Source organism: Methanosarcina acetivorans C2A (assembly GCF_000007345.1).
Classification (GTDB): domain Archaea; phylum Halobacteriota; class Methanosarcinia; order Methanosarcinales; family Methanosarcinaceae; genus Methanosarcina; species Methanosarcina acetivorans.
Genome location: NC_003552.1, coordinates 4,862,086 through 4,887,520, shown reverse-complemented (window position 1 = coordinate 4,887,520; position 25,435 = coordinate 4,862,086). Strand labels below are relative to the sequence as shown.

Sequence of the window (25,435 nt, the reverse complement as noted above, 5' to 3'; positions counted from 1 at the left end):
CCTTTGGTCATGCTGAATAATATTTATCTATACCAAATAAACAATTTTATAAAAAATTGAAGTTTCAACTAATCATATTTGAAGGTTTTAATCATTTAGCAGTCCCTGAATAATCTTTTATGTTTTCCTGAGTATTTATTCTTACAATGGAAATAATTTATATAAGATCAACTCCTTATTATAATCGTGGAGGATAAATTTCTAAAATATACTGAAATCGCATTTTGTATTACTGTCATTGTACTTATTCTGATTTCCTGCAGTAGTACGTCTGTTTGATATAAGTTAGCAAACAGATCATATTGCAAGCATATTTCTGCAAATTGATAATATCTCTGGAGTTACGCTTCTTTTTTTATAAAAATAATTGATTTCTTGCTCTATTATACAGGAGTACTTAATTAACACCGGAAAAAGGATTAATACCGAATACAGGACAATACCGGAATACAGGATTATACAGAGAGCTAAAGTATTTGTGAGAAAAAGCACCTTCTCACTCTTTCTCCTCAAAAAGTTCTCTCAGTTCCTCAAGCCTTTCAGGGGGGCTTATTACGAGCAGGATATCATCGGACTTTAGTTCGGTTTCAGCTCTCAGGTCATAGATTAGCTTATGGTTTCTGGAAATTGCAAGGACAGAAACTCCATACCTCTTGCGGATATTAAGGTTCCCGAGGGTTTGGCCGGCAGCACCCGAGTGTTTTCCTACCCTTATGCTTCGGATCTCTACTTCAGAAAAGTCAAGGGAAAGTTCGCAGAGACTTTTCCGGCGCATTTCAGGGCTGCGCAGTATCCTGTAGTGGTCTGCCCGAAGCTGCTCCCCCATAGTTTCAATTTCGCTGAAAGGGACCATGTATCTGTGGAGTACCCTGGAAAAGAGTTCTATGGAACTTTCAAACTCGTCCGAGATGACCTCATCCGCGCCGAGGGAGTAGAATCTGTCGAGTTCGCTCAGGAAGTGTGTTCTTGCAATAATATGGATTTCCGGGTTCAGTCTCCTTGCCGCTTCAATGATCCTCTGTGCGCTTACAGGGTCGCCTGCGGTTATAACAACCGATTTTGCAGTCTTTATGCCTGCATGTTCCAGTACGGCTTTCTGGGCTGCGTCTCCGTACATAATAGGCTCTCCTTTTGACTTTTCCTTCCTTACGGTGTCCGGATTTATGTCGATTATGCGGTAGGGGATCAAAGCTGCCCGGGCAGCGGTTGCAACGTTTCTCCCGTTGACTCCATAACCTATTATGATCAGGTGATTTTCAAGCTCTTTTTCCCTTTTTTGCTCTAAAAACCCTTTGTACCAGCCGGATTTCAGCACTTGGGGGAGAGGAAGCTCCTGAGCGAAAGCCGCAGCTTGGGGGGCCATGCTCATGATGAAAGGGGTAAGTACCATGGAAAGCACCGCCACGTCCAGGAACTCCTGATAGATTTCTGTGGAGAGGAGTCCGTTTGCAAAACCGACACCGGCAAGGATCAGGGAGAACTCTCCTACCTGAGAAAGGGAAAAGCCTACCAGGATCATCGTATTCAGGGGGAAACCGATAAGGAAGGTGCTCAGGGCATTTACAAAAGCCTTGAGAAGCAGCACCGCAAAGGTGGCAGCAAGGATCAGGAATAAGTGCTGCCTCAGGATGTCCAGGTCAAGCAGCATCCCTATGGAGATGAAAAAGATACTCATGAACATATCCCTGAAAGGGATAACATTTCCAAGGGCCTGGGTAGAATACTCGGACTCGGAAATAATCAGCCCTGCCAGGAAAGCCCCGAGAGCGAGGGAGAGCCCTGCCATGGAGGTCAGCCAGGCAACGGAGAGCCCTATAACCACTACGCTCAGAAGGAAAAGCTCACTGTTGCGGGTCCGTGCCACATGATACATAATAAAAGGAACAACATACCTGGCGCTGAGCAAGGTGAGCAGGACAAGTCCCAGGGCCTGAAGGATAAGCTTGAAAAAGCCGTTTTCTTCTCCTGAAACGCCTGCCAGGACAGGAGTAAGGAGGATAATTACCACTGCAGCCACGTCCTGGAAGATCAGGATTCCCAGTGAAGTTCTTCCGTGGGCACTGTAGATTTCTCCCTTTTCCTGCAGGATCTTGAGGACAATTGCCGTGCTACTCAGTGCCACCAGCGCCCCCAGGAAAATAGAAGTTTCCCTGGAACTTCCCAGTAGGACGAAAACAAAAGCAACAGCAAGAGTGTTAATTGAAAGCTGAAGCCCGCCCCCAAAAAGTACGATTCGCCTGAGCTGCAAGAGGTCGCGTAGGGAAAACTCTATCCCTATGGTAAAAAGTAGAAGTACGACTCCTATTTCAGCCAGTAACTCTATTTCTCCGCTCTCTTGAATCAGCCCTAACCCAAAAGGTCCTGCAAGGATGCCCGCAAGTAAAAATCCCACCAGCGGGGCAATCTTCAGTCTGGAAAATGCAAAGACCACAGGGATCGAAAGCCCGAAAATTATCAGGAGGTCCCTCAAAAGCAGTGATTCCATCAATTATAGATTGACTTTTCAATTAATATAAATTTCATTGGTGCAAAGTGGAGGCACTTCGGCAATGGGATATTCCCGGCAATGGCAGAATTCATTCGAGACATATTCGAAAAATAAGGGTAAAAATGGATTTTTGGAACACCAAAATCCTTTTTTGCCTCCTGGTACTTTAAATACCTCCTATTTGAAAATTAAAATGGGATTCTGGCCTTTATTTCCTTTAGAAACAATTTTTCTTTCTACAGGAGTGCTAAAAAAAGAAGTAATTGCTTTTCTTCCTTTTTAATGATATATGTCTTCTTCAAAGGGGGTAGAATCTGGAATACCAGAAGAATTGTAGTTTTAACAGAAGATAAAAGGATGGGAAAGGACAAAATTAGAAATTCTCTTGAATAAGGGGAGATTTTTAAGAATTATTTTCCGAAAATAAAAAACGTTGAAGCTCCTTTTGGCAAAAAAGTATTTAATAGATTAATTAAATCTTAGCATTTACCAATTAAAGACGCATTTTCTTTAAATAAGCTGGAAAAGACTGGATTTAATTTCCTGAACAAAATTCCATGTACTATATTCTGGACATCTGTCCCTTGATTTTTCTTCCAGCTTTCACTGAGGTTTAACCGTGAAATCCAAAATTAAAACCTGTTTTAACGCAGGCGAAATAGAATTTTCAGACTGGAAATGGCAGTATAGAAACAGAATCACCACTGTCGAAGAACTTGAAAAACTGATCCCGCTTTCGGACCCGGAAAAGGCGGATATTAAGAAAGCGCTTGAGGTTTTTTCAATGGCAATATCTCCTTACTATGCTTCTCTTATTGATCCGGAAGACCCGAAATGTCCCATCCGGATGCAGGCCGTGCCTCTCTCAGCCGAACTTCAAAAATCTTCCTGGGAACTTGAAGATCCTCTATGTGAAGACCTTGATTCGCCATCGAAAGAGAGTTGCATAACCCACAGGTACCCGGACAGGGTACTTTTCCTTATTTCAAACCGATGCGGGATGTACTGCAGACACTGCACCCGCAAGCGCAGGGTTGGCAACAGGGAATATGATTATTCGGAAAAAACAATTCGGGAGGGGATCGAGTACATCAGGGAACACCCTGAAGTAAGGGATGTTCTGCTTTCTGGGGGGGACGCCCTGCTTGTTTCCGATGAAAGGCTGGACTGGCTCCTGGGGGAACTTTTTGATATTCCGCATGTGGAAATTGTAAGGATAGGCACGAGGGCGCCTGTCACTCTGCCCCAGCGCATAACTCCTGAACTGTGCGAAATCCTTGGAAAATACCCTTCGGTCTGGCTCAACACCCACTTCAACCACCCAAAAGAGATCACTTCCGAAGCTAAAAAGGCAATGGGTATGCTTGCCCGTGCAGGGATTCCCCTTGGAAATCAGTCCGTACTCCTCAGGGGGGTAAACGACTGCCCGATGATAATCAAAAAACTCTGTCACGAACTCCTGAGGATAAAGACCAGGCCTTACTATCTTTATCAGTGTGACCTTTCCTTCGGGCTGGAACATTTCAGGACTTCGGTTGCAAGAGGCATAGAGATCATAGAGATGCTCAGGGGACATACCTCAGGGCTTGCTGTCCCTACTTTTGTGGTCGACGCTCCCGGAGGGGGAGGAAAAATCCCTGTCGGACCCAATTACCTGATTTCAAGTTCGGATACTGGAGTCACCCTCCGGAATTACGAAGGGGTTATCTGCATGTACCCTGAACCTGCAGAATACTCCGCAGCATGCCCGCAAAAATGTTCCATCTGCGATAAGCACCCCGAGCTTAAAAGTGATACCGGTCTTGCAAAACTCTACGATGAAGAAAATGACATAATCGCTCTTGAACCGGAAGGCCTTGAAAGAAAACAGCGTTTCTGAAAGGAAAAGATTTCGGAAAAATAGGTTCTGGAAGCAAAAAATGTATTTAAAAACTAAGGAGGGGTAGCTACGAAAAAAAACGTTCCCTTAACGCTCGAGATCCATGAAGAGCTTCCGGGTTACTGGGAAAAAGCAGAGTTTAAGGTGCCAGGGGCAGGGGCCGAACTTGTAATTGATTACTATAATCAAAGAATAAAAGTCATGGAGTTTACCGGGCTTTTTGAAGCGCTCTCCGGAAACCTTGAAACTCTTGCCGAAGCCAAGGAAATGGGAAAAATAATCGTATACACACCCCCGAAAAAAGGAAATGATGTCCGTGCCTGCGGATGTGTAGAGGAAGGAATCATCAGAGGATATTTTTCCGGAATGGACTGCCATATTTTCTCAAGCTACCCGGAAAGCTCCAGGGGAATTTCCTTCCAGAAGGAAAAAGAAGACCAGATCCTCAAAAATTGTCTGAGGAAGAAACGAGAAACCGGGAAAAGGCGGCAAAAAAAAGGAGGTTCTCGGAAAATGGAAAGCTGGAGGCAACAAAAAGAGAAAATATGCCTTCCGGAAGGGTATATACTCAGACTCGCAGTCCAGGCGGACGCTTCTGCAATGGCAGCTCTTTACAGGCAGGAATTTCAATTATATCCAGCTCCCCTGCACATGGAAAACTACCTGCTCGAAACCATGGATTCCAACGTCCTTTACCTCCTTGTGGAAAGGCACGGGGAAATCGTGAGCCTTGCCTCGGCAGAAATGGACCCCGAAAAAGCGAGTGCTGAAATCACCGACTGCCTGACAGTTCCTTCCGAAAGAGGAAAGGGATTGATGAAAGAGCTTATCAAAGCTCTGGAAGAAGAACTTTCAGAAAGAAACTTCCTGAGCTCCTATACCCTCTGCCGGGCTTCTTCTCCCGGCATCAACTCCGCCTTTGCTTCTCTTGGCTATGCCTGCACAGGCCGGCTAGTGAACAACTGCAGGATAGGAAAGGGATTTGAGAATATGAACATCTGGGGCAAACTGCTGAAATAAAAGCCTGATAATTACCTGTAATTTACCTGAAAAAAGGGCTTAAGGAGAAAGGTTGATTTGCTGTTGAAGTTGCTCTACTGTTTCCTTTGCAGCTTCTTCGGCCAGGTATTTCCTGTAAGCTTTTAAAGACACAAGCCCTTTTGTAGAGTCCTGCAGGTTCATATCTCCATGTATCAGTTTTTCCCCTTCTCCTGAGCCTTTGTTTTCAAAGATCACCGGCTCATTTCTTTCTTTGAATTGTTCAAAATATTTTGTGTCCTCTCCCGTAGAGGTATAGAAGAACAGGAGCTTCAGATCCGAAGAGGCGTAAAAAGGCGTGTAGAGTCCGTCTTTACTTACATTCACCAGAAGGGCTTGAGAGTCATATTTTTCCTCTACTGCACCAGCTATTGACACCTTCATGCCTGCTTTTTCCAGTTCCGCCTTAAGGCTTTCCCTGAAAGATTTCGAAATGGAATCGTCCCCTTCGACGTAGAGGTAGATTTTTCCCGGAAAGTTAATCATGGGGTCTCCCGAGGAGTAGGCACTTACCCTTGAATTTGTCTGTATCTTACTCTGTGCTGCCTTGAAGTCCAGGATATAAAAGGAAGAAAAGACAATTGCAAAGGCGAGTATGGAAAGGAGGATTTTCTTAGTTCCTGTGTTTTCTGCCATCTCCCTCAAAATTGGGTGTTTATCTTTAAAAAGAAAATGGATCAAAGGAAGTTCCGGGTTTGAACAGGGAAACGAGATTTTCAAAATTGGATACGGAAAATCGTGAAAAAGACCCTGAAAATAAAAGTGCGAAATATTATGTTAATTCGGGAAATTGTGTTAATGCGGAAAATCGTGTTCAAAAAGGAAAATGAGGATTCAGGGTTAAAAATCCGAGGATAGAACCTCCGGAAGCGCCCAGAATCCCGAATTCAGATAAACAGGGTAAACAGCACATAGGACACTGTCATCATTGCAAGGGAGTGCTTGAGCCCAGAAGATATACTCCCTGAGCCCATTTTTCCTGCAACCATCCCGGAGCCGAGACCCTGAAGGAGAGCTGCGTGGAAGAAGAGGAGGGTGTACTCTTTCAGATCAAAGCCTCCCATGGACATTGCCGGGTTGCTGGAACCGTCAAGGGCAGGGAGGAAAAAGGCTGCAAGTACGTATACTATGACCAGGAAGACGCAGAAAGTCACGAAGATGATGAAGACGTAAATGAACATCTCGGCAGAACGTTCCTTTTTGAGGTTTTTCTCAATGTCTGCATCATCCGCAACCGTGCTGATGACCTTATGGATGTCACCTGTTGATTCGCTCGCCTTGGCTATAAGGGTCAGGCTGCGCCGGGTCATGTTGGTTCGGATCCTGGCTTCAAAACGTTTCAGGGCTTCTTCGAGGTTTGAGTTCCAGCGGATATCCGCAACCGTGCATTTGATTTCGGATCTCAATTTTCCCATATTTGACTGGGCTGTAATGGCAATAGCATCGGCAAGCAGAATCCCTGTCCCGTTGATACTTGCAAGTCTTTTGAGGAACTCCGGGACCTGATCCTCAATCTGCCTGATCTTCCTAACTTCTAGTTCGTGGAAGATTATGTAAGGAATGAAAAGGACAAGCAGGGTTACAAAGATATAGTCATCAAGGGTAGATGCGGTTTCAATAAACCCTCCCTCGTATGGCATTTGTTTCAGGAAAGCCGAAGCAAAGTACCCAAGGGCGATTGGGACGCTTATTACAAAAGCGTATACCGGTCTGTCAAGCATAGTTTTTATGGGGTGCAGGATCACATTTTTGACCCTGTTCACCTTTTCATAAAACGCCATCTTTTGGAGCAGTTCCTCGTCCCTTTCTGTCCATGGTTTTACCCTGACATCGCTGAAAGAATCCGACTTAATTCTGGATGTTTTTTCCTCAGGCATCTTTTCCGCATCCCCTGTAAGCATGTCCAGAAAGACCAGGAAGATAGCTGTCCCGAAAGGAATTGCTCCGTATACGAGGATATAGAGGTTGGTAGCTCCTCCGTTGTCAATCATGTTCATGACCACGAGAATGACCATAAGAAACAGGGGTCCTACAACGAATACTGTAATATAAACCTCTGCCAGGAGCCCGAGGGTATCAAGGAAACGCTTGTGTTCCTTATTGGCATTGGATTTATAGAGGTCAGTCTTATTTTTCAGGTAAAGGGTAATGTCTCCTCCACCGGAGACTATTGAAATCAGGCCGTCTACAAGATCTTTGAACTGTTCGGAAGGTGTCCGGTCGGCTGCATTCCATAGGGCGTCCTGAAGGTCTTTTCCGAAATATTCTACATCCCTTATGATATTTCCGAACTCGTGCGAAGCAGTCCCGTAGAGGTGAGAATGCTTCGAAAGCGATTTCATGATGTCAAAGATAGTCATGCCTCCGCCCCTCTGAAGCACATAGAGAAAAGCTGTTGCATGGGGCATTGTTGCATTGATAGCCCGCTTCCTGCTGTCGGCTTTCATGGGAGGGTATGCCATAATAAGCCCGTAGGTAAAGGCGGCAATCATCGAGAAGAAAATGAGCCCGCCTACAATTGTAAGGATGAAGGGGAAATGGGCTTCAATGAGTACAGGAGCCTCAACTACCCTTGTTACCCAGCTCGAGATCCCAAAGGTTGAAACAATACTTTCCGGGGTGGTGCCTTTGAAGAGCTGCTTTCCGATCAGTAAACCTGCAAGCCCTCCGAATATTCCCGCAAGCAGGGAATATAAAATTGCGGTTGAGACGTACTGTTCCACAGGCAGGGGAATCTGAGACTGGCGAAGCTTTATCCTGAACAGGGCATACCTGTCTTCGTTCTCAAGGATTTTTTCTCCGAAGATCCTGAATGCCAGAGTATTTATAGCGTTCATGGATACCCCTTTAACTGTGGTGCAGTACCATATCCCGCAAGGTATCGCTTCCAACCGCTTCCATTACAAGCTGCGGGTTTGTGGCATACATGTGCACTATCAGGGAAACGCTCACATAGTCACGGATCTGTTTTACTGTCAGGTAGGCAAGGATCTGTTCTCTGTTTTTAAACTCAATAAAGAGCTTACTAGGGTTCCAGCCCCTTGCTTTCATGATCTCATTGAGCACATAGGAATCCCCTGCCCGTTTGAAGTTATCATGAACCGGCTCCCAGCGGTAAAGTTCATTGATCCTGAGACTTCCTGACCTTGCATCAAGGCCTGTGATCTCCACAATTGTTTTGTTTCTCCTTACCCTCGTCTCATTAACATAGGTCTGCATCTGGATACAGATGACTCCGAGGGCCTGCATCATCACATGCGGGACATTGATAGGTTCGTTTTCAAGCCTGTTAACCACGGTCTGCACGTCGCTTGCATGCATTGTTGAATAGGTGGTGTGCCCTGTTGACATTGCCTGGAAAAGGGTCAGAGCCTCTTTACCCCGAACCTCACCCACAAGAATATATTCCGGACGCTGCCTGAGGGCGGCTTTCAGGAGTTCGTACATGGACACTTCGCCTGTCCCCCCCACAGTAAACGATTTCCTGGTTGCGCCTGCGATCCAGTTTTCATGGTGGAGCATGATCTCCCTGGTATCTTCAATGGACACTACCTTTGAAAGCCTCGGGATGAAGAGAGAAATCGCGTTCATAAGGGAGGTTTTTCCTGAAGCGGTACCTCCTGCAAAAAGTGCACTGATGTTGTTTTCAATGGCAATCCAGTAGTAAGCCATCATCTCGATGCTGCATGTCCCATACCTGATAAGGTCAATCGGGGTTATGGGGTCTCCTTTGAATTTACGGATAGTGAAGGAACTGCCCCTTGTTGTGACCTCTTTTCCAAGGGTTGCCTGAATCCTTGAGCCATCCGGAAGAGTTGCATCTACAATCGGTTCTCCTATGGAGATATGCTTGCCACTCCTCTGACAAAGTTTAACTACCAGAGAGTCCACTTCTTTTTCCCCAAAAAGGATATTGGTCACGATGTTGTTGTGCTTCCTGTGGTAAAGGTAGATCGGGATTTCAATCCCAGAACAGGAAATATCTTCAATATTCGGGTCCCTAATGAGCGCATTTATCCTTTCGTATCCGATGAAATTTCTCCTGAGGAAATACATTATCTTATGAATCGAGGAAACTTCCAGGGTGCTGTAATACTGGTCCAGAAGTCTTATGCCTCTGTTTATGAGAATGACATCCTTTTCCTGTCCGGATATCGTGTCTTCCTGAGTAAGCACATCTTCCAGATTGTCCCGGACCCTCTCAAGAACGGCTTTTTCATAGGTGGTGAGAGTGGGCTCAACGACATAATAGTATTTCATTTCCAGATTTTCGATTATGCTGATAAAGGCGTAAGGTTCCTCTACCCAGTAGCGTTCGATTTCAGTAAATCCTGCAGGAATTTCATATTCAAGGAGCGGGCCGCAGGTTTCAGGATCATATGGAGGAAGAACCCTGAGCTCTTCATCTTTCAGGCCCCGGACGATCTCTGCAAACTTCTTTTTTGCTCCTTCCGGAGTTTTTACTTCATTAAAGAACTCTTTAAGCTTGTCACTTAATTTTTCGCCTTCCTTGATCCCGGATATGTCACGGCTAAGATCCTTCATGTTCCCCAGGAATCCAGATTTTTTCTTAATTTTCGCTTTCTGGGGAGCCTTTTTTATTTTACCTGAGCTCCGGGTTTTTTTATCTTCTCTTGTTTCCCGTTTACTCTTTAACTCCTCAACCCTACCTTCATGATCTGCGCCTTTCTGGTCTTGAGTTCCGATTTCAGGAGGGAAAATCCCTTTCTTTTCGGTTTCAGGAATAAGTTCAACTTTCTTTTCAGGGACAGTTTCTGGAGAAACCGAAGGTTTTGGCTCAAGGGCAACTTCGGAAGAACCGGAAGGTTTTGTTTCAGGCTCAGAATTTTCCCCCAGAGTTGTGGTTTTTTGAGTTTCCGATACTTCTACAAACAGAGGAGTTTCCGATACGAATTTGCTTGTCGATTCTTCATCTGACTCAATTTCCGGAGAATAACTCGTAAATCGAACATTTTCAAGTATGGGTTTGGTTTTTCGGGTTTCAATCTTTATTTTCATGTCAGGAAGGTCAGTATTCTCTTTTTCAGTATCTTCACCCCCCGCACGATTCTTCATCCAATAAGGGTAGCTCTGTTTATGTGGGGTTCTTTGAGTACCTGAAACTTCCTGAAGAGTGTTTTCCTTATCTTTATTTTCGTTTTCCGTCTGAAGGCTGTCAGTGTCAATTACATTCGGAGTATCTTCATCAGAAGTCCTCTCGACAGGTACATGTAGAAGACTGGACTTTCCTGCCAGAATCTCTTTTCCCCCTCCTTTCTTCATACCATTGTCTGGTTTTTCTGAGTCATCCGGAGATTTCTCATTTTTGGAAACCATAGAAGTCTGCTTCCCAAGGCTTGTCCCCTCACAAAATCCTCTATAGTATAAAATAATATATTGACTATTGTTTAAATTCATTAAGTAAGAATTGATAACTCTCAAATATTATTGATTATATTACTTAATCCTTTTGTGGACTTGTGTAAAGGCTTTTTTTACCTTTTTTTGGCATATAAAGGCAGTATATTGGATATTTAATTTTATCCATAAATAAAAATATCTTTCAATAGTATTACCCTTTTTATTAAAAAATTCTATTTATTTAATATTATTTTTATTCTGTTTTCCGATTGTTATTTGAAAAAATATACTATGTTTTGCGTTTTGAAAACACAAAAATTGATGTTCTAAAAAAGAAACCAGAAGAGGCGAAAAAAATGAAAATAGGAAAACTGAGAGCTGGTTTGGTGGGAAGTGAAAAAATGAATGAGTTGGGCGAAGAAATGGAAAATTGGATTAATGGGAAGTGAAGAAATGAAAGTGTTGGGTGAAGAAGAGATGGGAAAAAACCGTAAACTGGTAGGAATGCAGTTTTTCAAAGGAGTTTTATCCCTGATGAAGTTATTTCAAATCTTATCGGATTCAGACTGAGGCATGTCCTTCTCATTTTAGGGATCCTTATGTAGCGCTCAATATTCCCTGTGTAGGGATTTTCGTCTACCATAAGTCGGAGAGAGCCACTTACCGAATAGTTGGCAAGGTTATGAGTCATCTTGCAGGCGGTATCGTCCATGACAAACATTGTCGTGCAGTCTCCTCTGGTGCTGAGGATAAAGTTCAGGGCATCAAACTGGTCCCTGAAGTCCTGAATGGAAAGCCTCAGGGTAAAAACACCGATATTGTCAATCACCACAACATTGGTTCCTTCGGGCACATAATCTGAAAGTGTGGGTAATTCTATCTCCAGACCTTCGGGGGTGAATCCGAATTTTGAGGTCTGGATCTTCTCGGAACGGTTCTGAAAAGACCGCTCAATTGTGAGCTGACCATTTTCATAATATTTAGTAAGCCCAAGCCCCAGCATTTCTGACAGATCCAGAATATCTTCCGGAAGTTCTTCGGTTGCGACCAGGACGCATTTCTTATCCTCAAGGCATGCTCTGTGCAGAAAATGAATGGTAAAAGTGGTCTTGCCAGTTCCTGTATCTCCGGTTATGAGAAGAACCCTACCCGCAATGTATCCTCCGCCGATCCTTTCGTCAAGTTCAGGTATACCTGATGATATCCGTTTCATTGTTTTGACTCAATCCATTTCTGTAAAATTAACTTAAAAAAACTGAATTTTGAGTTGGTGGTATAGGGTGGAAAATGAACTTTTATTTACAGAGTATAAGGCGAAATCTTATTTAAAATTTGCATACAGATAAGTGAGAAAAATACAGGTCACAACAGAAAATGATGTACAGAGTATAAAATCCTCAAAAAAAGAAGCGACGAGAGGGGGACTCGAACCCCCGCGATGCAGGGCATCATGGGATTAGCAATCCCACGCCATACCGGGCTTGGCTATCTCGTCATTTCAAACTTTAGAAACGCGTCCCCTAAAATGCATTTCATATATTTAACTTTTTCCGGAGAGAAATCCTTCAAATAAATTGTTCTTCCAGAAAAATTACAGTTCTATTATAATACAAGGCTCTTGAAAAATATTAATTTATGTGCTTAGTGATGAGCACACCGCAGGTCGTTGTATCTGGGAGATTTCAGTAGACTGGAATCTCTTCTCCACCCCGCGACCCCGCAAGCGACGGTTGCCCACAGTGAGTCTGCTCCCTTCCGGGCCTCGACCGGTTTCCGCAGTTAGGGTATGAGGACCTGTTTTCCAGCAAGTCCACATACCTGCATCATCCAAGCAGGACGGGGTTTCTCAGTTGAGATCACAGGCTGGAATCCCTTTGACGCATCTTCCATTGGCTTCGTCCCCCGCATATCGGCGATTTCGGGTTACAGGTAACGCCGGGCTACCCGGACTAGCTCATCAGCTATACAAAGAGATTATTCACTTATAAAACTATCCCTCCCGATATGCATTTTAAATCCCCCGTAAAAAACACACTATGACCCTTGAAAAACGAAAAAATCGTCTCCGGAAGGTATTATTTTATAAATATCTCTTAAATATCAGGAAAAGTAGGTTGGAGCACCTGCCAAACTTTAATTATATCTACTGATGAATAAAACGCCTTATTTATTTATACGTCGTTTTTCAAAAGTAATAGGTACATAAAATTCCAAACGGCTTCCAGTATGTTAAACCATCCTGTAAAATAAATCATTGAGGGGAATTTGTATGAGATATGGAGTTGCAATTGACCTGGGAACTAGCGGGTATAGGGCTCAGAAGATTGACCTTAATACCCAGGAAATTAAGAGAACGGTTATAACATTGAGAAATCCCCTTCCCGGAGCGAATGTGATGGATCACATGGACTTCGCAATCCACTACGGGCAGGACCTTGCGCACGGGCTTTCTATAGATGCGGTAAAGAACCTGCTTCAGGCTCTTGACGTGCAAAGCGGAGAGCTTGATAGGCTTTCAGTCTGCGGAAACCCTATCCAGCTATCCATTTTTCAGGGAATAAGCATTGAAGACCTGGCTTATGCGGGGGAACGGAAGAAAAAGAAGTACCATATAGAGGAACAGAAAAGGAATGCGAGAATCGTACCAAGCAGCGAAATTCCCGGACTTGAGGAATTTAACTGTGAAGTTGTAGTCCCGCCTGCAATTAAACATGAAGTCGGAGCCGATGCCCTTGCTCTTATTGTTAAATCGGGCATGCTTGACAGCGACCAGGTTTCGATTGCAACTGATTACGGGACAAACGCCGAAATGGCGCTCAAGGTAAAAGACATTATATACACCGGTTCAGCAGCTGCAGGGCCTGCTCTTGAAGGGCAGCAGATAAAGCATGGGACTCTTGCCTCTCCTTTTGCAATTTCGGATTTTGAATTCGAGGATGGAGCATTGAGGAATTATGTATTGAACGAAGAGATGAAGCCCGATCCCGGAGATCTCGTAGACCCCAAAACCGGAGAAATTCTTGAAGCAGGGCAGATCCAAGCAAAAGGAATTACAGGTACGGGAGTTATTGCCCTTATCGAAAAAGCTCTGGGTCACGATCTGGTTGTACTCCCGAAAATCAAAACTCCAGACGAACTAATTCACCTGCAGAACAAAATAACTTTCTCGGAAAGGGACCTGAAAGAAGCCGGGAAAGCTATTGGTGCAATCCGGGCAGGACATATTACGCTTTGTGCGACTGCAGGTATAGAACTTACAGATATTGATGCAGCGTATATGGCAGGCGCTGCCGGCACATATATGGATGCTAAAAAAGCCCAGAAAATTGGTCTGATCCCCTACTCTACGGGGAACATTGCTCAGCTCGGGAACACCTCTCTTGCTGTTGCGAGGGAAATTCTGCTTTCGGAAGGAAGGCTGTGGGAACTTCAGGACATTGCAAGCCAGATAATAGGCACTCACATAATGTTTGCGACTGCCCCTGAATTCCGGGACGCCTACGTCCTTGAACTTGCATACTGGGAAGAGGGAATGCCCTTTAAAATGTTTAAAAAATACCTGAAAAAGAAGAGTCTTCCGTCACTTGATGACCCCATAGACAACCCTGTGGTGGATAAGCGCGTGGAAAGGGATATCCCTGTCCTTGGGGAAGAAGGTCTGCATGTACTCGAAAGAGTCGGAACCTATATGACCATGGTTGTTGACTGTCCTGAGTGCAAGAAATGCATAAAAGTCTGCCCTAACGATGCCATTACAATTGACGAGGAAAACAGGATTATGATAAGTACCGACCTCTGCGAAGGTGCCCACTGCCAGAAATGTATCCGGGCCTGTCCGCCCGACAAATTTAACTGGGCGAATCTGGAGGTCTTTAAACCTGAACAGGAGGAGTAAGAGAATCCGGATGTCATGGATCAGGACTCAGGTCCTTTTGATATGAAAAGCGTTCTTCTGTCCCGGAACATCGTTATACAGAGTAATGCTGATGCGCGAGTCTATATGGTGGTATTTTAAAGTAACGTCCAGCATTACTCTTGTCATTCATAAATATCGGAAAAAATGTCTGGGACGAGAATCGTTCGTGGTCGGCAAAAATAATAAAGCTTTCAGATTCTCGGACAGGAGAAGCTCTGACAGTGAACGTATGTATATGGATGTATTTTCATATTGGCTCGGAAAGAAAGGGATAAACAGTAGCCAGATTGGTTAATAATACGAAATCCCATTTACTCAAATCTCAAGAAGGGCTGAAAAAACGAGCGAAAGAAAACTCCTGTCTGCGAATTTTAAGTATAAGTGAATCCTTACTTCTTAACAAAAAAGAAGTTTTGGATGGTTGTGCACAGAATAAACACAAATTATATAAATAACCTAATCCTATGGAAATATTGAGGCATCTAATCCACTTTCACACCGAAAATCATCTACCACATCTAGCCCAAACAGATTTTTTAGTTACGCAACGCCGTTTTTTAGATGCCTCACTACCACACAGAGCAACGTTGTCTGGGATACAGAACCATCATATATAAATATTTATATCTTTTTTTTGAAATAAAAATATGGTTTGCGAGCTCATTCCCCAGAGAAAGTGAATTTTGCACTTAGTTAAGCATTAAAGCTCCTGTAAACTCAAAGCTTTAATATCTTTTCTAAAAATCCCCCCTACTTTTTTAATTACATTCAGGTCAGGGCATCAGGAGTATCACTTATAAAATGTATTAGGACTACCGTTTAGGAGTAGTGACCAGGAATAGTTCCCAGGAGGAGTAGCGCCCATAAGAAAATATTCACATGTCCACAAAATCTTACTGTACATCTGCTCTGCTAATTCGGACTTCTGGAAGATTTTGGCCGGAAATGTATCTGAAGTAACCCCCCTCCAGAAAGAATTCCCAAACGGATCTGAAGTAAGCCGGAAAGTCCACGTTTGGACTGTAAGTTGAATTGTATCTAAACGATGAGATTTTAACCGACAGGCAGTTTGGATAAAAACTTTGAGGGAGATTCTGAAAAGAAGGAATGGGGGAATGAATTCTTTAGAAAGAATCTGGAGTCAAACTAGCACAAATTTTATAAATAACCTCTACGTAGGAGTTAATGAGGCATCTAATCCACTTTCACACCGTAAATCATCTACCACATCTAGCCCAAATAGATTTTTAGTTACGCAACGCCTGTTTTTAGATGCCTCAATCACCCAATTTGGATGAAGCTTTTGATGAAGTTCCCTAATAATGATTAAATTCTTCTGATATAAATATTTATATTTTATATCGATTATAATTATGTGAGGAATCAATAGTTTTTCTGGCTTTTACCAAATCGTCTTTATTTCTGTGCTTCTAAATTTCGCTTCTTTCCGGTCCGGAAAGAAACGGAAAAAAGAGAGGAAGAGGTCAGAGGGAATAAGCTTCACGAAGTCTTACAACGAGCGCTTCGACCTGTTCTACAGCTGTTCCTATATACTTATCGGGATTTACGAGTTTTTCGATATCTTCTACACTCAAGTACCTTGAAACGGAAGGAGTATCCAGAAGTACCTGTTTGAAGTGCTGCCCCGTCTCATGGGCTTCCATAGCCGAAGTCCTGACAAGCTCATGGGCTTCCTGCCTGCCTACACCCCTTTTTGCAAGTTCGATCATTACAGCTTCGCCCATGTTCAGGCCTCTTAGCAGGTCCAGGTTCCTGCGGATATTTTCGGGATAGAACCTGAGATTCTCAAGCACACGGATCCCAAGTTTAAGGATATGGTCCGTAAGCACACAGGCTTCCGGGAAGACGACTCTCTCGCAGGAAGAATTTGTAAGGTCCCGTTCGTCCCAGAGGGTGTTGTTAAGGAGTTCAGGTTCAACCATTGCCCTTACGATCCTCGCAAGCCCGCAGATCTGCTCGGACTTGATCGGGTTCCGCTTGTGGGGCATGGTAGACGAACCCACCTGCTTTTTCCCGAAACTTTCCTCAATCTCGGCGATTTCACTGCGCTGCAGATTCCTGATTTCGATGCCGATCTTGTCCAGGGTCGTAACAGTATTTGCCATCCACATCACAAATTCGGCATGCCTGTCTCTCTGGATTATCTGGTTTGAGACATCCACAGCCCCGATTCCGAGGTGCTGCATCGTAAGTTTCTGGATCAGGATTCCGGACTTCCCAAAAGCTGCCTGAGTTCCGACAGCCCCGGTCATCTGCCCCACGGTAGCTCTCGGAGTCAGCTCGTAAAGGCGGTCAAGGTGTCTTGAAATCTCGGAAGCCCAGATTGCAAAACGGAGCCCGTATGTTGTGGGAACGCCTATCTGCCCGTGTGTCCTCCCACAGCAAACAGTGTTCTTATGGGCTTCTGCCTGGTTTACCAGCACCCTGAGCAGGATTTTGAGTTTATCTTCCAGAAGGTCGATTGCGTCCTTTATCTGGAGCGCGGTTGCTGTGTCAAGGATGTCGTTTGAAGTGGCGCCGAAATGGACCCACTTTCCCGCATCTTCCCTGCACTTCTCAGAAATCGCAACAACAACAGCCATCATGTCGTGGTGGATCTCGGCTTCGATTTCGTCAACTCTTTCCGCCTTTACGGAGGGAACGCATTCGGAGATAATCTCAGCCGCTTCTGCCGGGATAAGTCCCATATCCGCTTCTGCCAGAGCAAGGGCTGCCTCGGTCTGCAAGATCTTAGCTAGTCTGTTTTCCTGACTCCATACGTATTTCATTTCTGCTGTACCGTACCGGTATTCTATCGGATGAATTGCCACATCGATCACCTTCCTGGAATCGGGAATTTTATTTTATCCCGGGTCTACCTTTAAACCTTAATTTCTCTTGGTTTTTTAATAGTTTTAATTCAGTTTTTTTTCCTGAATACCCTCAACCTAAATTATCCTTTAGGTTAAATTATCCTTAGCCTTCCTTTAGGTTAAATTATCCTTAGTCTTAAATGATTTCTGGCAGTGTGGAATTCCGGTAGTAAGTTCGTTTGAAGAACTTTCCCAAACGTGATACTGGTTAGCTTAATGTTTCGTTATCTTTCGGAACTGCCAGTATTATCAATATCACTGCTGTTAATAAGTACAATCGCATTACTGTTCCGCAGCCGTAGTTTTCAGCCTGAAGGGTACGGAATAACAACAGAACCAATAAATAAATTTTGAGTATACAGGATTGGGAAAAATCCGGACATGTGAAAGAGAAGAGCAGAAAAGGTAGCAAACTAGCAGGTAGCGTAATTTTTTGATGAAAAACATTATATGTCTTAACATCCTTTAAGCGGGCTATATACCGTATCAATATTAAAAAATAATAGCAGGTGACAAAAATGGCTCGTTTTCCAGAAGCTGAAGAAAGGTTACTTAACAAAAAAATCTGCATGAAGTGTAATGCCAGAAACGCCATAAGGGCAACCCGCTGCAGAAAATGCGGCTACGGTACTCTTCGCGTGAAATCCAAGGAATCCAAGGGAGCATGATCTTTTTTGCAGGTGGAAGCACACCTCCAGAAGATTATTGATCAGGACGGAAAAGTTCATCTTACCCTTATCGACCCGGCTTCCCAGACGCCTGAAAGAGCTGCCGAAATCGCTCTTGCAGCAGTTGAAGGTGGCACTGATGCTATCATGATAGGGGGCTCAACCGGAGCGTCGGGAACCCTATTAGATGAGACTGTAATAAAGATTAAAGAAAAAGTAAATGTTCCTACCATCCTTTTTCCGGGAAGTTCGGCCGGGCTTAGCAGTTACGCAGATGCCGTATTTTTCATGAGCCTCCTGAATTCCAGAGATCTGGGGTATGTGATCACAAACCAGGTACTTGGAGCTCCGCTTGTATACAAAAGCCAGATAGAGCCGATTTCCATGGCATACCTTGTGGTCGAGCCCGGAGGTACTGTCGGGTGGGTAGGGGACGCAAAACTGATCCCCAGGAAGAAACCTGATATTGCTGCGGTCTATGCCCTTGCAGGCAAATATCTCGGCATGCACTATACCTACCTGGAAGCAGGGTCCGGAGCCGATGCGCCTATCCCCCCTGAAATGATCGGGGCTGTCAAAAAAGTACTCGGAGAAAACAAGCTGATTGTTGGCGGCGGGGTCAGAGACGCAAAAACCGCAAAGCTTTGCGCTTCTGCAGGTGCGGATATGATCGTCACCGGCACGATTGTTGAAGAAGTAAAGGATGTAGCGGCAAAGGTGGCTGAGATCGTATCAGCTATAAAAAGCTAAATTCCTGTAATATGAAATCAAGGTGTGCTGCCTGCTTTTAAGAGTCCTATAGGAAATTCTTAAATTCAACTGTTCTTTTTTAATTTCTTTTTATTTTTTCATGTTTTTCCTGGGGAGCGTAAGCTTTCGCTCCGTTCTGAACCTTATTTTTACGAATCTTTGCAAAAAATGGAGGTCATTTCAGAGAGAATATTTGAGACGGTATTTCAGAGAGGATATCTGAGAAAATATTTCATTTCTGGTAAGAATATAATAATTGCCTTCCATAAGAGATTATGGAAAATGGTTCCTTGTAATAATAAATAAGCATAAGGAAAACAGAACAAAGAAGAGGTAAAAATATGGAAGTCAGAGAAGAAGTCCATGAACAGATTCTTGAAATCCTCAAAGGTGCAAAATTTCCAATCAACTCCCTGGAGGAATTAATTGCCGCCTTACCCGAGGGGTTGGACACCACATGCAGTATAGGAGGTGTTGAAGTCACCGCAGCTGAGGCGAAAAGTCTGATTACTGATAAAGATTTTCCTTTCAAAAATGCAAAACAGGTGGCAGACTTAATGGTTGAAAGAGCAGGGCTGTAAACCCTATCTTTATTTTCTATCTTGTTTTCTACGGTTCTGGAGATGGTTGTCCACTATTGCTTACCACTAAATGGCTGATATTCTGTTCCTCCGTACTACTCCATTTCTCAGCTATACTCCGGATTATACTTTCCTCTCAAACTGCCTGTTTTCGATAGGCTTTTCTTTTCCCAAACTTTTTATTTTGGAAACTATCTTTATACTTAAGATTTAATACCTGTCCGATCGGAAATTTACAGGCAGCCGATTGTAATAAATAGTTTTAAAGGAAATACTTGCTCCTATTTTAGTATCATGTTCTACTGACGCAAAGGGATCTGAAAAATGCAAAGGTTCGGCAAAGGCAAATTTTCAATGGAAGAAATATTATCAAGGCCTGTAGAACCTATCGGGGTTCCGGCGTCAACTTGCAATCAATACTAAGAGGTATGATTATGCTCAGGATTTCCAATCTGGTAAAAGATTATGAGGTGCGTTCCGAAAAAAGAAGGGTTTTGGACCATATCAACCTCACGGTGGAGGACGGAGAGATTCTCGGAATCACAGGTAGAAGCGGAAGTGGGAAATCGACTCTGCTCCGTATTATCCGGGGGGTTGAGCCTTTTGATGAAGGAACTGTGGGAGTCGATGGAGAAACTGTGACTCCTGAATCGGGACTTGAAGGAGAACTGCTCCTGAAAAGCGTAACTGCAATACACCTCCAGCGAAATTTTGGGCTCTGGAACGGGCCTGCGATAGAAAATGTAATACGGAAACTGAATTACCTTCGTGTAGGGCATGAAGCCCTCCCTCACAATGAAAATCAGGAGTATGACGATCTCTTTGTCGAGGCTATGGAGTACATGAAGCTTGTGGGACTGGAACATAAAGCCCTCCACTCGACCAATCTTCTCAGCGGGGGAGAAAAGCAGAGAGTTGTAATGGCAAGACAGCTTGCTGCAAAGCCGAAAGTCCTTCTTCTGGACGAGCCAGTAACAATGACCGGACCGGATACAAAGCAGGAAGTCCTTGATGTCATAAAGAGCCTGAAGGAAAAACTGAATATCCCGATCATAGTGGTTTCCCACCTCCCTGAAATCCACGCCTATCTCGCAGACCGGCTTATCTTTCTCGAAAACGGGAAAATCGCAGCCGACGGAGATCCTTCCTGGGTTCTTAAAAACTTCCTTCGTGACATGAAACCAAAGAAAGAGCTTTTTGAGCCCGAAACTAAGGAAACCTGCATTAAAGTAAGGGACATCTCCAAACGTTATTCCATTATCCGGATGGGGGAAGTCCTCAACATCAAAGACTTTTCTCTGGATGTTAACAGGGGAGAGATTCTGGCATTTATCGGGCCTTCCGGAGCCGGAAAGACAACTATTATGAAGTTGATGGAAGGGCTTGTCAAACCAAAAAGCGGATCAGTCGAGTATTTATGCAAGGGGGACTGGGTGGATGTTACCGAGTACAGCAAGAAGCGCATGGAACTCAGGCGGATCATGAGTGTTATGAACCAGGAATTCTCAATGTCCGTAAATTCCACAGTCCGGGAACAGATCCGCTTCAGGCTGAGTATGAAAAAACAGGGTGCAATTGAATACGCGAGAAATAAAGCCAGGGAAATGGGGCTTTTGGATGAGACCCTGGATACTATCTACCGCCTTCCCGATATGCCTGAAGAGGAAAAGACTACGGCACTCAGGGAGCTGAACCTCAATGATACGGTTTACTTCGAACTCTTTCCGTCTATTCCGGTAACTGATGTCGATATCTACGCAAGGCCGGTCTTTGAAGCTCTCGACCTGCCAATGGAAGTCCTTGATAAAACTCCTTACCAGATCAGCGGAGGAGAACACGTCAGGGCTTTTATTGCCCTGAGCCTTGCAACATCTCCCGAATATCTTATGCTTGACGAACCTTTCGGGGACCTCGACCCTGTAACCCTCAGGGACGTAACAAATTCCTTAAAAAGGATCAATGAACTCTTCGGCACGACCATTGTGCTCGTGAGCCACCACATGGACTTTGTCCGGGAAGTTGCCCACAGAGCGGTATTGATCGAAAACGGGGCTCTTGTAATGGATGGAAAACCGATTGAAGTCTGCCAGGAGCTGATCAACAGGAGTAATGCCCCTTACATGGAACACAGCCTGGAAGACCTTGTTGAAGGCAAACTGGAAATCCAGTAAATTTGGGAGTTAATCCCGGACTGCTTTCTTCTTTTTTCCCTTTTTTCTTACTGTCTTTTGCCTTTTTTTTCCTTATTTTCTCATTTCTTTTCTTTCCTTATTTTCTCACTTCTTTTCTTTCCTTATTTTCTCACTTCTTTTCTTTTTCTTATTTCTGACATTCACTCCTAAGTCGATCCCACTCCTCATTTCCGAATTTTATGTACAGGCTTGGAGGAACGAGTGTTTTCTCCAGATCTTTTATTGTTTTTTCAGAAATTGTTTGGGTTTCAACAAGCTCTTTTCCGGCGGATCGGAGCAACTTTTTGTATTTGCCAATCAGAGGTTTTAGCATGATATTTTTCTGGCCCCTGAAAATTTCCCCTTCTCCCCTGTAGATCTCTGCAATCAGTTCGGTGTGAAAAGTTCTTGCCAGCCGCTTGAAATAAAGACTTACTACTTCGAAATTTGTCTGCCCGGGCAGCCCGGCATTTGAAATCACAACAAATTTCGGATACTTTTCATAACGTTTGGAATGCCTGTAGTTGCCTTTTTCGTCCTCCTCAAAGTGAGGCAGAAGAACAGGTAAAAGCCTATCTATGAAAACTTTCATTACAGATGGAACGTTGTCAAAATACACAGGGAATGCAAAGACTACGATATCCGAGGCCATAAACCTGGGACGCAGATCGTCCATGTCGTCTCGAATGATACACTCCCCGGGTGTTTTTAGCCAGCACTCAAATTTTCCCGTGCAGTATCTGATTTTCTTTTCGAAAAGGATAATATTTTCAGTTTCCACCCCGGCTTCTTCTGCTCCTTTCAGAAACTCCTCAACCATGAGGAGAGTATTTCCTTCTCTGCCCTTATGGCTCCCACTGAACACTGTTACTTTCATATAATAACCCCCCATATTGTCTCAAAAAAGTAAAACCTATGAGCCGTTTTCTCTCCAGCTCAAAATTCAAAATTATTCCTCAGACCTTTTATCGGCACCTACAAAGAGAGCCTTCTTCCTAACTATTATTCTCGTTTCTGTTATCATTAATGTTTTCACCGAACTTTTTTCCCACACACCAGGCTCTGCCCAGATGCTCCCCGATTCCCCAGTAGTTATTATCATACATGGAAAAGACGATCGGTTCGATTTTTTCTATATCAGGGATTCCATTACAGAGATATCGATCTTCTGCATAACTCTCCACAATCTCGCCGATGAAAACCTCGTTGGTCCCGCCGAAATCCAGGGTGTCCGCAAGCCGACATTCAAGGTTTACAGGGCATTCCCGGATCATTGGAGCTTTTTCAAGCTTTCCATAGAAAGTTTTGAAGATGCCGGATTTGTCTGCCTTTTTCCCGGAAACTATACCACAGTAATCCGTAACTTCAACCATATATCTGGAAGGGATATTTACGCTGAAGCAATTGTTTTCTCTGATTCCTTCATTTGTATAGTGCATTTTTCCCAGAGTAACTGCGATCATCGGAGGACTTGCCTGAACGATTCCGCAAAAAGCAACCGTAAGGTAGTTTGGTTTTCCGTTCACATCGGCTCCCACAAGGGTAGTGGGCATGGGATAAAGGAAATTCTTGGCTCCAATGGCTTTTTTCTCTCCGGTTTCCATCCTTTCATCCTCCGCAAAGCTTCATAAGCAAAAATTTGAATCCGTTTATTTGAATCCTCTTTATAGAACGTCCCTTCCATTAAGTGGCAGAAGAACACTTTAAAAAATGTATTTTTTATATGTATTCTTCCGATCTGTAATTAGTATTCCGGTTTTTACAGTTACATATATTAAGATATAATTATTCCGGATATAAATGCCTTTATGGACGAGGACAAAAAACGTTTGAGGAAAAAACTACTCCACTAAAGAGACAAAATAGAAGGAGTAAAATACACTGAGAAGGGAAATTTCTGAACTCTCTATTTAATCTCTAATTCAAACTCTAACTCAAACTCTAACTCAAACTCTAACTCAAACTCTAACTCAAACTCTAACTCAAACTCTAACTCAAAATCAAACTCAAACTCAAACTCAAACTCTAACTCAAACTCTAACTCAAACTCAAACTCTAACTCAAACTAAAAAATCTAATTCTTCAAGGTTTGTTTTCACTCATGTCTCAATGCATCCACAGGAGCCAGTTTTGCCGCTTTGTTTGCCGGATAAACTCCAGCTGCAACTCCTACTATGACTGCAACGAAAACCCCTATCTCGAAGACGTAACCGGGATACAGGAAAGGTAGTCCAAGGGCTGTTGTGATTATATAGGCTCCCCCAATTCCAACCGCTAATCCCAGAAGCCCTCCGAAGAGGCTGAGAATAACCGACTCGATAAGAAAGAGGATAAGGATGTCAGTGCTTGAAAAGCCAAGGGCTTTCATGAGCCCTATTTCACTGGTGCGTTCAGTAACCGTAACAAGCATTATGTTCATTATCCCTATAGAGCCCACAAGCAGGGAGATGAGAGCTACTGCAACAAGGAAATTTCGCAGGGTATCAGCAAGCTGGTTTGTTTGCTCAAGGACATCTGCCTGGTTAAAAATGCGATAGGGTTTTGCGTCCTCGTCATCAAGATCCCTTGAAGAGACTCCGAAGTTCCGCGCAAGCCGCCTGTCTACCTCGTCTGAGACTTCTTCCACGTCCTCGATGTTGTCGGACATGGCAAAAAAAGCCGAGAAATCATCTTCTTCGAGCATCTGGTTGATGGTTGAAACAGGGATGAAGATGCTCACATCCCTATCAATTCCCCCTCCTACAAACGAGGTGTTCAGGCTCTTAATGATGCCTTTCACCTTGAACGTTCTGGTCATAGTCTCACCCCCTTCAAGACGCAGGGTAATATCTATTGAACTTCGGGCAGAGATGTTCCGGTCGAATTTTTCATTTGCAACTTTGGAGCCAATAGCTGCGGAAAAGGCGTCCTGGTCTCTTATGAAACTGCCACTTTCCATAGTGATGTTAGCAGTATCCTCATAATCTCCAGTTACTCCTACGATGTCGATATTTTTCTTCTGGGAGAAGTAGGTTGCCACCCCCAGTTGCTGTTTTATGGGGGAAACTCTGCTGATTCCGGGAGTTTTTTTGATTATTTGAAGTTCATTGTTGTAAAAAAGGTTCGGTTCCTGGCTGTAAATAATAATAAAATTGGAACCCTGAGCATTTATCTCCTCTTCAAAGAAAATATTGAAACTTTCCCCAAGAGATATGTTTGCAACTACAGCCGCAATTCCTATAACAATGCCGAGGGTTGTCAGACCTGAGCGGAGCTTCGCACTCGCTATGCTTCCGAGAGAGATACCGATAGCTTGCCTTACCTTCAGCATACGACCCACTATTTTAGAATTCACTTAAGCTCTGAATTAAAGTTCGTTCAGGCATGGAACTTAAGGATCTCTATCACAGAGATCTTCAGCCCTGGGCAATCACCCGTTGGAGCTACATTCCCAAAAAATTCAGCAAAGATTAATTTATAAATATATTCCGAAAGATATTCATATTCTGGTATACCTAAGTAAATATCAATGTACAAATATAATACCTCATTGTTGGAAGAAAAATAATAGCTTATTTTCGGAAGAAAAGGGAGATTTCTATGGGTGCTTTACTCCAGGATATTCTTATGTATAGAGGGGTTAACCGGGTAAACTTTCTAACATTGAATATTAGAACATTTCTTATATATGCTGATGTTATATGATAGAAAATATAAGCATATGTATGAAA

20 protein-coding genes, 1 tRNA gene and 1 other RNA gene are annotated in these 25,435 nt (G+C 43.7%); 10 read left to right on the top strand and 12 right to left on the bottom strand.

All coding sequences use genetic code 11. The annotated features are described in order from the left end of the window. Positions 1-496 precede the first annotated feature (496 nt). A complete protein-coding gene (locus MA_RS20770; protein WP_011023875.1) occupies positions 497-2,485 on the bottom strand; it encodes a cation:proton antiporter in 1,989 nt (662 codons plus the stop codon). A 64-nt stretch (positions 2,486-2,549) separates the two neighbouring features. Here MA_RS20770 and MA_RS20765 point away from each other — a divergent pair, with 64 nt between their 5' ends. The 3 genes from MA_RS20765 to ablB all read left to right on the top strand — a co-directional run bounded on the left by MA_RS20765 (position 2,550) and on the right by ablB (position 5,387). After that, positions 2,550-2,771, top strand: a complete 222-nt coding sequence (locus MA_RS20765) for a hypothetical protein (RefSeq protein ID WP_048065865.1) — start codon at positions 2,550-2,552, stop codon at positions 2,769-2,771. A gap of 336 nt (positions 2,772-3,107) precedes the next feature. Beyond that, positions 3,108-4,367 carry a lysine 2,3-aminomutase gene (gene ablA, locus MA_RS20760; RefSeq protein WP_011023873.1) on the top strand — a complete coding sequence of 420 codons (1,260 nt, stop codon included), beginning with the start codon at positions 3,108-3,110 and terminating at the stop codon, positions 4,365-4,367. A gap of 144 nt (positions 4,368-4,511) precedes the next feature. After that, positions 4,512-5,387: a putative beta-lysine N-acetyltransferase gene (gene ablB, locus MA_RS20755; RefSeq protein ID WP_011023872.1), complete on the top strand. Its 876-nt coding sequence runs from the start codon at positions 4,512-4,514 to the stop codon at positions 5,385-5,387. 39 nt (positions 5,388-5,426) lie between these two features. Here the strand turns inward: ablB and MA_RS20750 are convergent, their stop codons facing one another. Then, positions 5,427-6,041: a hypothetical protein gene (locus tag MA_RS20750; protein WP_157860363.1), complete on the bottom strand. Its 615-nt coding sequence runs from the start codon at positions 6,039-6,041 to the stop codon at positions 5,427-5,429. A gap of 59 nt (positions 6,042-6,100) precedes the next feature. On the opposite strand from MA_RS20750, the gene MA_RS29565 reads away from it, so the two are divergent. Next, on the top strand, positions 6,101-6,235 hold the full coding sequence (locus tag MA_RS29565; RefSeq protein WP_281085536.1) for a hypothetical protein: 135 nt from the start codon (positions 6,101-6,103) through the stop codon (positions 6,233-6,235). A gap of 57 nt (positions 6,236-6,292) precedes the next feature. Here the strand turns inward: MA_RS29565 and MA_RS20745 are convergent, their stop codons facing one another. Then, entirely contained in the window at positions 6,293-8,242 is a 1,950-nt protein-coding gene (locus MA_RS20745) for a type II secretion system F family protein (protein WP_048065864.1), read from the bottom strand. A gap of 10 nt (positions 8,243-8,252) precedes the next feature. Further along, positions 8,253-9,950 carry a type II/IV secretion system ATPase subunit gene (locus MA_RS20740; protein ID WP_048066556.1) on the bottom strand — a complete coding sequence of 566 codons (1,698 nt, stop codon included), beginning with the start codon at positions 9,948-9,950 and terminating at the stop codon, positions 8,253-8,255. A gap of 1,112 nt (positions 9,951-11,062) precedes the next feature. Here MA_RS20740 and MA_RS27605 point away from each other — a divergent pair. Continuing rightward, positions 11,063-11,215: a hypothetical protein gene (locus tag MA_RS27605; protein WP_157860362.1), complete on the top strand. Its 153-nt coding sequence runs from the start codon at positions 11,063-11,065 to the stop codon at positions 11,213-11,215. Positions 11,216-11,280: 65 nt separating this feature from the next. Here MA_RS27605 and MA_RS20735 read toward each other — a convergent pair whose 3' ends face one another. From MA_RS20735 to ffs, 3 genes are all read right to left on the bottom strand, one after another. Further along, positions 11,281-11,979, bottom strand: coding sequence for an RAD55 family ATPase (locus MA_RS20735; RefSeq protein ID WP_011023868.1), 699 nt, complete (start codon positions 11,977-11,979; stop codon positions 11,281-11,283). A 197-nt stretch (positions 11,980-12,176) separates the two neighbouring features. Further along, positions 12,177-12,261: transfer RNA gene (locus MA_RS20730), tRNA-Ser, on the bottom strand. A gap of 150 nt (positions 12,262-12,411) precedes the next feature. Then, positions 12,412-12,726: signal recognition particle sRNA (ffs, locus tag MA_RS26045), an RNA gene on the bottom strand. A gap of 309 nt (positions 12,727-13,035) precedes the next feature. On the opposite strand from ffs, the gene MA_RS20725 reads away from it, so the two are divergent. Then, positions 13,036-14,661 carry a methylamine methyltransferase corrinoid protein reductive activase gene (locus MA_RS20725; RefSeq protein WP_048065863.1) on the top strand — a complete coding sequence of 542 codons (1,626 nt, stop codon included), beginning with the start codon at positions 13,036-13,038 and terminating at the stop codon, positions 14,659-14,661. Between the two features lie 1,505 nt (positions 14,662-16,166). Here MA_RS20725 and purB read toward each other — a convergent pair. After that, complete coding sequence (purB, locus tag MA_RS20715) at positions 16,167-17,513, bottom strand: adenylosuccinate lyase (protein WP_048066555.1); 1,347 nt, start codon at positions 17,511-17,513, stop codon at positions 16,167-16,169. 560 nt (positions 17,514-18,073) lie between these two features. Between purB and MA_RS20710 the strand changes: the two genes are divergently transcribed. From MA_RS20710 to MA_RS20695, 4 genes are all read left to right on the top strand, one after another. After that, positions 18,074-18,223 carry a 50S ribosomal protein L40e gene (locus tag MA_RS20710; RefSeq protein ID WP_048065861.1) on the top strand — a complete coding sequence of 50 codons (150 nt, stop codon included), beginning with the start codon at positions 18,074-18,076 and terminating at the stop codon, positions 18,221-18,223. A gap of 6 nt (positions 18,224-18,229) precedes the next feature. Further along, positions 18,230-18,973 carry a geranylgeranylglyceryl/heptaprenylglyceryl phosphate synthase gene (locus MA_RS20705; RefSeq protein ID WP_011023864.1) on the top strand — a complete coding sequence of 248 codons (744 nt, stop codon included), beginning with the start codon at positions 18,230-18,232 and terminating at the stop codon, positions 18,971-18,973. Positions 18,974-19,314: 341 nt separating this feature from the next. Continuing rightward, positions 19,315-19,554, top strand: coding sequence for an MTH865 family protein (locus MA_RS20700; protein WP_011023863.1), 240 nt, complete (start codon positions 19,315-19,317; stop codon positions 19,552-19,554). Positions 19,555-19,988: 434 nt separating this feature from the next. After that, entirely contained in the window at positions 19,989-21,725 is a 1,737-nt protein-coding gene (locus tag MA_RS20695) for an ABC transporter ATP-binding protein (RefSeq protein WP_048065860.1), read from the top strand. Positions 21,726-21,873: 148 nt separating this feature from the next. On the opposite strand, the gene MA_RS20690 is transcribed toward MA_RS20695, so the two are convergent. From MA_RS20690 to MA_RS27600, 4 genes are all read right to left on the bottom strand, one after another. Next, entirely contained in the window at positions 21,874-22,602 is a 729-nt protein-coding gene (locus MA_RS20690; RefSeq protein WP_011023861.1) for a flavodoxin family protein, read from the bottom strand. 118 nt (positions 22,603-22,720) lie between these two features. Next, positions 22,721-23,329 carry a flavin reductase family protein gene (locus tag MA_RS20685; protein ID WP_011023860.1) on the bottom strand — a complete coding sequence of 203 codons (609 nt, stop codon included), beginning with the start codon at positions 23,327-23,329 and terminating at the stop codon, positions 22,721-22,723. A 491-nt stretch (positions 23,330-23,820) separates the two neighbouring features. Continuing rightward, positions 23,821-25,035 (bottom strand): ABC transporter permease, encoded by a 1,215-nt coding sequence (locus MA_RS20680; protein WP_048065859.1) that lies wholly within the window; start codon positions 25,033-25,035, stop codon positions 23,821-23,823. A gap of 47 nt (positions 25,036-25,082) precedes the next feature. Next, complete coding sequence (locus tag MA_RS27600; protein WP_157860360.1) at positions 25,083-25,241, bottom strand: hypothetical protein; 159 nt, start codon at positions 25,239-25,241, stop codon at positions 25,083-25,085. Positions 25,242-25,435 lie beyond the last annotated feature (194 nt).